We start from the raw sequence: 10,906 nt of genomic DNA, 5'->3' as shown, positions 1-10,906 counted from the left end.
TGGTCCAAAAACAAACGAAGGAGTGAATGCCTTGAGAAATCATGTTGATTCAAAATGGCTTAATGATCGTCTGGGAGACAAGGATACAAGAGTCGTCGATTGCCGATTCAAGCTGGGGAATCCTGATGAGGGCAGTCTTCTATATGAACAAAGCCATATTCCAGGCGCTGTTTATTTCGACCTGGAAAAAGATCTTTCTGGTTCGGTCGGGGAGCATGGCGGCAGGCACCCTCTCCCTGAAACAAGTCAGTTTAAAGAGAAGCTTCAGAATGCTGGAATCGATAATGAAACAGCAATCGTTGTCTACGACGGAAAGGAAGGAGCATTCGCATCAAGGATGTGGTGGCTTCTTCAATACGTTGGACATGAGAAAGTCTATATCCTGAACGGAGGCTTCGACGCGTGGAAGAAGGCAGGGTATCCGACTGAGGAATCCGTAACGCATTATCAAAAGACAAATTACACGATAAATGAAAATAACGATATGCTGGCTTCCTATGAAGAGGTGAAAGATATTGCACTTGAAGGGAAAGGGAGTGCTGTCCTTGTTGATTCCCGGGAAAGCAGACGTTACCTTGGAATCGAGGAGCCAATTGACCGGATTCCCGGCCATATCCCGACAGCGATTAATAAACCTTGGATGGACGGCTTTGAAAATGGTTTTTTTAAGCCTCGGGACGAGCAGGAAAAGAGATTTAAAGACCTGGATTTTAGCGAGCCAATCATCGTTTATTGCGGCTCAGGAGTGACGGCAACGCCTAATTATATCGCCTTAAAAGAAGCTGGATTCAAGAATGTCAGACTCTATGCAGGAAGCTACAGCGATTGGGTTTCTTATCATGAAAATCCCGTTTCCAAAAGTGAATGATGTTTTGGGGAAAAGTCGCTTTGACTCAGTCTGGTTAGATGATTGAAGAATGGTTATTTTCGGAATATACAAGGGAACACCTATAATTGTGTTATAATATCAAAGTTGACTTTCACATTAAGGCATCAAGCTTTTTAAATAAAGCAATGGCTCAAAATTCTCATTGGAGGTGCCAGCTTGGAAAATAATAAAACTTCGCTAATGCTGGTTGACGGGATGGCTTTGCTTTTCAGAGCATTCTATGCAACAGCTGTTTCCGGACAGTTCATGATAAATTCCAAAGGGGTCCCAACAAATGCGATCCACGGGTTCATCAAACACTTTGCGACTGCAGTTGCAAATTTCAAGCCTACCCATACTGCAGTATGCTGGGATATGGGCAGCAAAACCTTCCGTACAGAAATGTTCGACCATTATAAAGCAAATAGACCTGAGGCGCCTGTTGAGCTGCTGCCGCAGTTTGACCTTGTTAAAGAGGTAGTGGAAGCTCTGGATGTACCAAATATTGGTTTGAGAGGCTATGAAGCTGATGACTGTATAGGGACGATTGCCAGGACGGCTAAGGAAGTGGACTCCATTACGATTCTGACAGGTGATAAGGATATCCTACAGCTTATTGACGACCGGGTTTCTGTCATCCTGCTCCAGAAGGGCTACGGCAATTATCAAGTCCACGATCGCCATAGCCTTTTTGCAGAAAAAGGCATCTGGCCTGAACAGATGATTGATTTAAAAGCCTTCATGGGCGACCCAAGTGATAACTATCCTGGAGTCCGCGGGATTGGTGAAAAGACTGCTATTAAGCTGCTTCAGGAACATAGGGATGTTGAAGGTGTCATCGCCAACCTGCATCTACTGACAAAATCTCAGCGAGCTAAAATCGAAGCTGACCTTGATATGCTTCATTTAAGCAGACAGCTGGCTGAAATCAAATGTGATGTACCTGTTGAATGCAAGATCGACGACGCCAGATTTAAAATTGACCGGGAAAAGCTTCTTTCCAAGTTCAATGAAGTTGAACTCAAAGGGCTGCACCGTCTGTTCGAATACGAAATGCTCGCTTAATGGGAACGGCTGGTAATATACCAGCCGTTTTTTTATGGTTTAGCGTTCAGCAAACTTCGTTATTTTGTATTCTTTTTCTTAGCGGCATTTTCCAGCTTTGACTTTGGTTCTTCAGCAAATTCAGCATCTTGTCCATAGCCTTGTGGATTTACCCCGGGTGCCTTTGTCCCTCTGTTTCCCTTTTTGCTCATATTCAGCAATCCCTCCAGAAAAATTTTTGTTTAAAAATGTTCAGAAATGAGAATTAACCTTTATAGGTTGTCTGCTTATTACAGCTTAATCCTTATTATGAACGGGCAAGAATAAAAGCAATCATTTTTCTTCAAAATAACATGGAGGTGACGGAAGATGAATAAAGGTGCAGTTATTGCAATTTCAAGTATTGGCCTTGCTCAGGCTTTAAAAATACCGTTTCATTATGCTAAGACACAGGAATGGAAACCAGATTTATTTTTGGCCAGCGGCGGAATGCCAAGCTCCCATTCAGCTGGTGTCTCATCTTTAACAACATATGTTGCTCTTACTAAAGGTGTACGTTCGGTTGATTTTGCATTGTCACTCGTGTATGGCATTATTGTCATGTATGATGCCCAGGGGATAAGGAGACAAACAGGAGAACTGACTTTAAAAGTTAATGATCTTGATGAATTAATGGATAAGATTCATGAGGATGACCCTGTAGAGTTTGAAGAAAAGTCTCCAGATCCATTGAAGGAAATGCTGGGCCACCAGCCAAAAGAGGTACTTGGCGGAGCCCTTATTGGCATGGCAATGGGATTTGCTGGATATCTTTTAACAAAAAAACGGTAGAAAAAGCTCGAATATTGCGGTAAAATTTTACTAGAAACGGCTTGAAGAGAGGATTGATTCAGTCAGTGCGGACAGTTGAAGATTACCTGCTTCATTTGAAAAGCAAAGGGTTCCATTTGCGTGAGGACGCCATCGGCTTTATTTATTTCGGTCAACAGTATACAAATTCTACCGATGAACTCACAAATACAGCCATTGAAATCACACTAAAAGCCCAAAAAGGATTTGATGGAAGCTTTTATATTTCGCTCTTGGAAACCTTTGCTTCTAATAAAATTCATTCCCGCAAAGAAGCGTTGCAGTACGTTAAAAAAATCGAGCTTTTGGCCGTATGACAAAAAGTGGAAGCGCCGGGTCAGCCCCGACAAGCGCTGAAGCTGAACTAGAATATAAAGAGAGGCTGGTTCCAAAGCGCTATGCTTTGAAATCAGCCTCTTTTTTAGGGATTATTTTACGAATGAAACTTTCGAATTTGCCAGACGGCAATTCCGCGAAAACCATACCGGCAAAAATTAATACACAGCCGGCAAGGGCAAGATAGGTTAGGCGCTCATCTGCCCAGAAGTAAGCCGTAATTGCTGCAAAAACTGGTTCCATTGCAAAAATCAAGGCAACTCGAGTGGCCGTTGTGTGTTTCTGGAAATTCGTCTGGATAAAAAACGCCAGAGCAGTCGCCAGTATGGATGTAACCAGCAGGGCGATCAGGACATTCGCTGAAAAGATGACCTCAGGGTTGAATGCTCTTTTCCAATCCTCAAAAAGGATAGCTGATATTGCTGACAGAGCCCCTACAGTTGCGATTTGGATCATCGTCAAAAGGAGTGTCGGATAACTGCTGCTGAATTTTCCTGTGAAAACGATGTGCAGTGCAAATCCTGCGGCACATATTAGGACAAAGCCGTCACCAATATTCAGGCTGGATACATCCGACATTGTTAAGAGATAAAGGCCAGCAGTTGCTGCAGAGACCCCTGCGATCGAGTTCAAGCTCGGCCGCTGTTTCAGGATTCCAAGCATTAACAGTGGTACCAGGACCACACTCAACCCAGTTATAAAGCCAGCCTTGGATGAAGTCGTATACAGCAATCCTAATGTCTGGAATGCATAACCGATGAAAAGCCAGAATCCCAGCATGATCCCGGATAATACCAATTTCTTATCCAGCTTTTTTAGCTGGTCTTTTTCAAAAAACATAAGCCAAAGTCCTAACAAGATTGCTGCCAGGGTAAATCGGACTGCATTGAAGGATTGTGGCTCGAGAAAAGATATTGCATTTTGTACAAGCACAAATGTTGCTCCCCAGATGAGGGCTACGAAAAGCAAGCTTAAATCCGCGAAAGTTGATGCTTTCATATTATTCTTCGGTTCCTTTCATGTTGTTCTCCCTTACAGCCTTTCTTGCCAGGTCGTCCGCTGTTTTATTTTCACTCGATGGAATCCATTTCATGAAGAACAAATCAAATTGCCCGGCAAGCATTAATGCTTTTTCCAGCAGGGGGGAATAAAGCTTGTTTTTCACGAACTCCTTTTCCACTGCTGCATTTACGAGCTGTGAATCGGTCCTGAATGATACAACACTGAAACCTTTTTCAAGACAGATTTCCAATGCTTTTATAAATGCATGATATTCAGCTTCATGGTTAGACATGACCCCAAGAGGGATGGAGTATCTGAAAACTTCTCCTTCTCCTTTTATAAAAATGCCAGCACCGCTTGGTCCAGGGTTGCCAGCACTTGCGCCATCAATATAAACTTCGAACAACAAAGATCACTCCCGGTTTGTTTGTACAGATAATAGTTAGTGTATCATAATAGGAGCGATAATTTATAAAATATACTACCACCAATAAAGTTTCATCGTCCCTTTTTCATTGTAACGTGTTCAGAAAATGGGTAAGATAACTAAAAATAACCCATTTGGCGGAGCGAAAAAACAGATTAGAATGCGGGGGAGAATTCATGAAATATAAATTGGAATGGGAATATAAAGTAAAAGGAATAGATCGAATCCTGTTCAGCTCAGATTTTCTTGATGGTGAGCATGCACTTCAGGCCGGTGAAGAGTTAGAGAAATCAGGTAAAGCTGGAGAAATATCTTTTATAGATGAAATCGGTACTTCGTGGACGATAAAGGAGATGCGCAAGCTTCTTGAAGAAGTGGAAGAAGAACCTCATGACCTTACAGTTTACTTTGACGGTGGATTTGATAATTTTAATCATAAGGCAGGACTTGGAACCATAATCTACTTCAAGCAGGGAAAGAAGAAGTACAGATTGCGTGCCAATGAGGTCTTCGATGAGCTTGAAACGAATAATGAAGCAGAATACGCTGCTCTTTATTTTGCCCTCACCATCCTTGAGGAAATGGGTGTAAGGAACATGACCTGTGACATTAAAGGGGATTCGCAAGTGGTACTCAAGCAGCTTGAGGGTGAGTGGCCATGCTATGAAGAAACCCTGAACCGCTGGCTCGACAGGATTGAGAATAAGATCAAGGAACTGGGATTGTATCCGAAATACAATCCTGTAGGCAGGAAGGAAAATAAAGAGGCTGACAAACTGGCGACACAGGCATTGCAAGGTAAAATGATCAATAGCAAAATGCAAATATTATAACGAGGAGAGAAAGGCGGGAATAGATTGACGCGTAATGAAGTCCTTGCCGAGGTGGAAACATTGCTCAATACATACTGCAATGGATGCTTCCTGAAAAAGCATCACCGGCAAGAAAACGGAAAAAGATATGCCCACCGGTTCTGCATTAACGAATGCACCGTTGGGGAAAAAATAAAAAAATGCGGACAAAGACTTTAGTTTCGATTTCATGGTAGAACTTTTAAGGACATTTTAAAGGAAATGAGTGGCCGAAATGTCCAAGAAAGATAATTTTATGGACATTTCAACGGATGAGTGAAGTCAAAATGTCTAAGAAAGTGGTTTTTATGGACATTTCAGTGGAAGATCGATGTCAAAATGTCTAAGAAAGTGCTTTTAATGGACATTTCATTGGAAGTTCGAAGTCAAAATGTCCATAAAACGCTCAGAACAATCAAACAATCAAAAAAGGCTGGCGTCAGGCGCCAGCCTTCAACTTTTTGAATTATAGTTTTACTACGTTAGCAGCTTGTGGTCCGCGATTTCCTTCAACGATTTCGAAAGAAACTTCCTGACCCTCTTCTAGTGACTTATAACCATCACCCTGGATTGCTGAGAAGTGAACGAATACATCGTCTCCGCCTTCTACTTCGATGAAACCGAAACCTTTTTCATTGTTGAACCATTTTACTTTACCGTTTTGCATGTTAAACTTTCCTCCCATGTCTTTCGCGGCACAAATGTGTGCCAAGTTGAATATTATCATCTAATGGATACACCTGCAGTTTTGCCATGGCAATTATAATCTATTAAATGATGTCTTAAATATACAATATTGGGAAGGATTCAGTCAAGAATGTAAGCGCCATATAAACTAAATAATCTTAAAATTTAGTTAATTTAAAATAAAATGAAATTATCTCCTCTTTAGTTCCTATTTCCGGAAATATTTGTTATTATTTTCTTAATCAGAGAGCAATCATTTTAAACTACAAGTCTATTATAAGCTAAGAGGAGGGTATCAATGAAGAAGACCACTCCATCCGCGTTCACGTCCTTAACTGATCATCAAATTGATGCATTATTGGATACAATCAGGAATGGCAATGCCATTCAGGACCGCACACCACAGATCGCAGTAAATAAAAAGCTTGATGATATATCAAAGAAAATCGATGATGCTTCCAGGCAAATGGAAGAGATATTCGATATTGTTGCAAAGACAGGAGTTGTCCCTGTTGGTGAAATCAAGAATGACATCCTGCCTGTAATCAGGCAGGCGGCTGAAATTCCCCATATCTATCATCTCTTCTATGAGCTGAAGGCGCAGGATGAGTATACCTACAGGCACACAGTCTGTGTTGGCATCATCTCCACATTGATAGGGAAATGGATGAATCTGGGCCAATCGGAGTTGAATGATCTCACTTTGGGAGCGACACTCCATGATATAGGGAAAGCTCGTATCCCTGCCAACATCCTGAACAAGCCAGGAAGGCTGACGCAGGAAGAATACATTGAAATGAAACGCCATACAGCTTATGGCTACCGGATGTTAAAGGATATTCCAGAACTAAATGAAAGAGTTGCGCTGATTGCTCTTCAGCACCATGAGCGTGAGGACGGTGGAGGCTATCCGTTCAGCCTGCGCAGCGAAAAGATAGACGAGCTTGCGAAAATCGTTGCCGTTGCAGACGTATACCATGCCATGTCATCCTCAAGGGTCTATCACCAGGCAGAGCCTTTCCATATTGTTATTTCCCAGATGCAAAACGATGTATTCGGAAAATTCAATCCGAAAATCATGCTCGTTTTCCTGTACAGAATCATGGACAGCCTTGTAGGAAGGCGTGTCCTCCTTAGCGACGGCGAAGAGGGGACAATCTTGATGGTTGACCCATTCGAGCCGTTAAGGGCATTGATTAAAACCGGGGATACACTTGTTGATTTGCGGCTGAATCGCGGGTTAAGGATCTCTCGAGTACTTAATGATTCAATTGTAGGGGTATAATCTGCCGACGCCGTTCATATCTTTTAATAGTCAATGATGATGAATTAAAAGGGTGAGGGCATGTACCGCTTTTCGATAGGTGATGAGGATTGGATTATCATTTTTTCTCCGCATCTTTCACTTGAGCAAACAGAAAAGGAAGAAATTATCCGTTCCATTGCCATCATGGGTCCCCAGTGGGCGGGGTTCAGCCATGGGGAATCCTTTGTGATTTTCCAGCAGCTGGTAGGGGCAATCGTGGTGCGGATCGAAAAAGTTCCTTCGCTGATTTTAACCGTCTCGGCAGTCGTTAACAGGAATCGATGGTACATTAATGACAACAACATAGTTGAGCCATTTGAGGAATAATAAATCTTTTAGGCAGCTGATCATTTCAGCTGCCTGTTATTTTTTTTAAGGGTTAGGGTACACAGTCAATGCAGGAAGGCGGGGAAAGCAGCAATAAAAGTCCTTTACGCCTTTGTCGAAAAAAAGATAAAATAGAGTTCGAAGATTAAACAGCACGTTCATATAAAAGTTTTTCAGGAGGAAATTATGAAATTGATTGTTGCGGAAAAGCCTGACCAGGGCAGAACGCTGGCCTCCGTATTCAAAATGAAAAAAAGGGATGGTTTCATCGAGATACTCCCCAATGAAATATTCCCTAAAGGTGCTTACGTTTCATGGGCAATCGGCCATTTAACGGAATTGTCTGCACCCGAGCAATATAATCCAGCCTGGAAAAAATGGTCGCTGGATACACTGCCGATCATTCCGGAAAATTTCAAGTATGAAGTCGTCAAATCGAAAGCAAAGCAATTCCAGATCATAAAAAAGCTTGCCACCGATCCGCAGGTCACTGAAATCATCCATGCAGGCGATGCCGGGCGCGAAGGTGAACTGATCATCAGGAACATCCTTCGCCTTGCCAACTGCATGAAGCCAATGAAAAGATTGTGGATTTCCTCGCTGACTCCGAAAGCGATAAAGGAAGGCTTTCAAAACCTTTTGAAAGAATCAGATACAAAGAATCTATATTTTGAAGCATACACTCGTGCTTGTGCTGACTGGGTTGTCGGCATGAACGCATCGAGGCTGTACACTCTTCTTCTCCAAAAGAAAGGCTATTCAGACGTGTTTTCTGTCGGCAGGGTACAGACTCCTACGCTTGCTTTAATTGTAAAACGAGAACTGGAAATCGAAAATTTCGTATCGGAACCATTTTGGGAAGTACTCGCAAAATTCAATATCAATGGCAAGAAGTACAGCGGAAAATGGGAAAAAGACAGTGATTCACGGATTAAAACGAAAGAAATGGCCGAGAAAATTGCTGCTTTTTGCGATGGGAAGACTGCGGAAGCAGCAGAGGTTGCCTCTGAGAAAAAAGAATTCCTGCCGCCGCTTTTTTTTAATCTTTCTGCAATTCAGGCGGAAGCAAATCGCCGTTTTAAAATGTCGCCAAAAAAGACTCTGGACATTTTACAAGGATTATATCAAAGGGGAATCGTATCCTATCCGCGATCTGATTCCAGATATGTAACCCCAGGAGAAGCAGAAGGCTTTTCTGCCATTTTGAATAAACTGCAGGCTAATCCTGAGTATCAGCAGCTTTTTCCATTACCAAATTCATCGATAAAAAATAATAAACGCTACGTGAATGAAAAAAAAGTCACAGATCACTACGCAATCATCCCGACCGAACAAGTTCCAAACCTAAGCAGGCTGTCCGGGGATGAGCTGAAATTATATGATTTGCTGGCAAGGACACTGATTGCAGCCCATTATGGTCCATACATCGCGGAATATACAACCATCAAGACGGTCGTGGAGGGACGAGCTGAGTTTATTTCCAAGGGAAAAGTCCAGCTGGATGAAGGCTGGAAAAAAGTTCTTCCGCAAAAAGACTCAGACAAAGAGCCAGAGCTGCCTGTTGTCCAGCAAGGAGAAACTGGAACGGTCATGAAAGCAGAGGTAAAGGAAAGCAAAACACAGCCGCCAAAAAGGCTGACTGAAGGCCAGTTGATTACCTTAATGAAAACGGCAGGAAAGCATATTGAGGACAAGGAACTTGAAAAGGTTTTGATGAAAGCAGAAGGCCTTGGAACTGAAGCGACGAGAGCAGGCATCATTACCATGCTTAAAGACAGAGCATATATTGAAGTCCGCAAAAACCTCGTATATGCAACTGCAAAAGCAAAAATACTCGTCGCGGCCGTTGGTGGACAAGTCCTTGCATCACCGGAAATGACAGCGAAATGGGAGCAGAGGCTGCATCAAATAGGGCAGGGAGAGGCTTCGCCCAAGCAGTTCATTGAGCAGACATCAAAAATGATTAAACATCTTGTTTCTGAAACCTCCGAAGGCTCCTCAGGCTGGACTTTTTCCGAGGAACTAACAAACGCCTTTGTGCCGGGGAAAAAGGGCGGGCGTTCCCGCCGAACTACTAACCTGGGAAATTGTAAAATATGCGATGGCATGGTTGTGGACAAAGGGACGTTCTACGGCTGTTCAAACTACCAGAAAACTAAATGCAACTTCACTCTCTCCAAACAAATCCTTGGAAAGACAGTAACGCAGAAGAATATCAAGAAGCTGTTGGCAGAAGGAAGTACAGACGTGATTGAAGGCTTCCAGAGTAAGGATAAAACCTTTAACGCGAAGCTATATTGGGATGGAGAGGAAAATAAACTCAAATTCGATATAGCTGCACAGCCGGTCAATCAAGGGGGATAGCGCCTTGTCACCCTTGTCCTTCTATAGTAAACTTTAATATGGCTATTGCTTAAGCATTGGAGGTCATGGGATGCCAACACCTAGTATGGAAGATTATATTGAACAAATTTTTATATTAATAGAACAAAAAGGATATGCCCGGGTAGTGGATATCGCAGAGGCATTATCGGTCCATCCCTCCTCAGTGACAAAAATGGTCCAGAAGCTTGATAAAGACCAGTTCGTGGTTTACGAGAAATACCGAGGTCTTGTGCTGACTCCAAAAGGATATAAAACCGGCAAAAGGCTGGTCGACCGTCATGAACTACTTGAGCAATTGCTGAAGGTGATTGGCGTAAAAGAGGAAAATATATATAATGATGTAGAAGGTATTGAACATCATTTAAGCTGGGATGCAATCGACAGGATTGGAGACCTTGTCCAGTTCTTTGAAGAAGATAAATCTCGTGTACAGGAATTAAGAGCAATTCAAAAACAAAATGATGAAGAATAAAACAAACACCTGACCATTAATTTAGGTGTTCAGACTGTAGACAAGCTCACTGAAACGGAGCTTGTCTACTTTTTTGTGAGTGGTTAATTTCGGAAGTGGTAAATGCTATTTCATCAATGAAATGTACCCTTATGGAAGGTGGAATCCCTGCATAAGGGTACGGTAAAAGCCGAATCGTGCCCTTATAAAAGGCAAACTCCCTGCATAAGGTTACGATAAAAGCCGAATCGTGCCCTTATAGAAGGTGACCCCCCTGCATAAGGTTACGATAAAAGTTGAATCGTGCCCTTATAGAAGGTGACCTCCCTGCATAAGGTTACGATTAAAGCCAAATCGTGCCCTTATAGAAGGT

The 10,906-nt window shown here is 42.5% G+C and carries 14 protein-coding genes; 10 read left to right on the top strand and 4 right to left on the bottom strand.

Going from position 1 to position 10,906, the window contains the following annotated elements:
• Window positions 1-22: 22 nt before the first annotated feature.
• The gene (locus J7E37_RS13740) at window positions 23-868 is read left to right on the top strand and encodes a sulfurtransferase (protein WP_483297212.1); all 846 of its coding nucleotides are present in this window, start codon (window positions 23-25) and stop codon (window positions 866-868) included.
• Between the two features lie 201 nt (window positions 869-1,069).
• Entirely contained in the window at window positions 1,070-1,933 is an 864-nt protein-coding gene (locus tag J7E37_RS13735; protein WP_215024573.1) for a 5'-3' exonuclease, read from the top strand.
• Between the two features lie 59 nt (window positions 1,934-1,992).
• Here J7E37_RS13735 and sspL read toward each other — a convergent pair whose 3' ends face one another.
• Window positions 1,993-2,124 (bottom strand): small, acid-soluble spore protein L, encoded by a 132-nt coding sequence (gene sspL, locus J7E37_RS13730; RefSeq protein WP_023627620.1) that lies wholly within the window; start codon window positions 2,122-2,124, stop codon window positions 1,993-1,995.
• Window positions 2,125-2,281: 157 nt separating this feature from the next.
• Here sspL and J7E37_RS13725 point away from each other — a divergent pair, with 157 nt between their 5' ends.
• Together J7E37_RS13725 and J7E37_RS13720 are read left to right on the top strand one after the other, a co-directional pair.
• Complete coding sequence (locus J7E37_RS13725) at window positions 2,282-2,743, top strand: divergent PAP2 family protein (protein ID WP_215024501.1); 462 nt, start codon at window positions 2,282-2,284, stop codon at window positions 2,741-2,743.
• Between the two features lie 65 nt (window positions 2,744-2,808).
• Window positions 2,809-3,078, top strand: a complete 270-nt coding sequence (locus J7E37_RS13720) for a DUF6123 family protein (RefSeq protein WP_353050021.1) — start codon at window positions 2,809-2,811, stop codon at window positions 3,076-3,078.
• Window positions 3,079-3,157: 79 nt separating this feature from the next.
• Here the strand turns inward: J7E37_RS13720 and J7E37_RS13715 are convergent, their stop codons facing one another.
• Both J7E37_RS13715 and J7E37_RS13710 read right to left on the bottom strand, forming a co-directional pair.
• Entirely contained in the window at window positions 3,158-4,096 is a 939-nt protein-coding gene (locus tag J7E37_RS13715; protein WP_215024497.1) for a DMT family transporter, read from the bottom strand.
• 1 nt (window position 4,097) lies between these two features.
• Window positions 4,098-4,505: a reverse transcriptase-like protein gene (locus tag J7E37_RS13710; protein ID WP_214736990.1), complete on the bottom strand. Its 408-nt coding sequence runs from the start codon at window positions 4,503-4,505 to the stop codon at window positions 4,098-4,100.
• A 197-nt stretch (window positions 4,506-4,702) separates the two neighbouring features.
• Between J7E37_RS13710 and J7E37_RS13705 the strand changes: the two genes are divergently transcribed.
• Both J7E37_RS13705 and J7E37_RS13700 read left to right on the top strand, forming a co-directional pair.
• Entirely contained in the window at window positions 4,703-5,359 is a 657-nt protein-coding gene (locus tag J7E37_RS13705) for a reverse transcriptase-like protein (RefSeq protein ID WP_214736988.1), read from the top strand.
• Window positions 5,360-5,383: 24 nt separating this feature from the next.
• The gene (locus J7E37_RS13700) at window positions 5,384-5,557 is read left to right on the top strand and encodes a zinc-finger domain-containing protein (RefSeq protein WP_215024495.1); all 174 of its coding nucleotides are present in this window, start codon (window positions 5,384-5,386) and stop codon (window positions 5,555-5,557) included.
• 286 nt (window positions 5,558-5,843) lie between these two features.
• Here J7E37_RS13700 and cspD read toward each other — a convergent pair whose 3' ends face one another.
• On the bottom strand, window positions 5,844-6,044 hold the full coding sequence (gene cspD / locus J7E37_RS13695) for a cold-shock protein CspD (protein WP_023627628.1): 201 nt from the start codon (window positions 6,042-6,044) through the stop codon (window positions 5,844-5,846).
• 318 nt (window positions 6,045-6,362) lie between these two features.
• Between cspD and J7E37_RS13690 the strand changes: the two genes are divergently transcribed.
• The 4 genes from J7E37_RS13690 to mntR all read left to right on the top strand — a co-directional run bounded on the left by J7E37_RS13690 (window position 6,363) and on the right by mntR (window position 10,554).
• Entirely contained in the window at window positions 6,363-7,349 is a 987-nt protein-coding gene (locus J7E37_RS13690; protein WP_215024493.1) for an HD-GYP domain-containing protein, read from the top strand.
• A 60-nt stretch (window positions 7,350-7,409) separates the two neighbouring features.
• Window positions 7,410-7,697, top strand: coding sequence for a hypothetical protein (locus tag J7E37_RS13685; protein WP_214736983.1), 288 nt, complete (start codon window positions 7,410-7,412; stop codon window positions 7,695-7,697).
• Between the two features lie 186 nt (window positions 7,698-7,883).
• Complete coding sequence (locus J7E37_RS13680) at window positions 7,884-10,061, top strand: DNA topoisomerase III (protein WP_215024491.1); 2,178 nt, start codon at window positions 7,884-7,886, stop codon at window positions 10,059-10,061.
• Window positions 10,062-10,131: 70 nt separating this feature from the next.
• The gene (gene mntR / locus J7E37_RS13675; protein ID WP_215024489.1) at window positions 10,132-10,554 is read left to right on the top strand and encodes a transcriptional regulator MntR; all 423 of its coding nucleotides are present in this window, start codon (window positions 10,132-10,134) and stop codon (window positions 10,552-10,554) included.
• The last annotated feature ends 352 nt before the right edge of the window (window positions 10,555-10,906 follow it).

The sequence above is a fragment of the Bacillus sp. ISL-39 genome (assembly GCF_018613295.1).
GTDB lineage: Bacteria > Bacillota > Bacilli > Bacillales > Cytobacillaceae > Mesobacillus.
The sequence above is the reverse complement of the archived record's forward strand: the minus strand, read 5'-3'. Positions and strand labels throughout refer to the sequence as shown.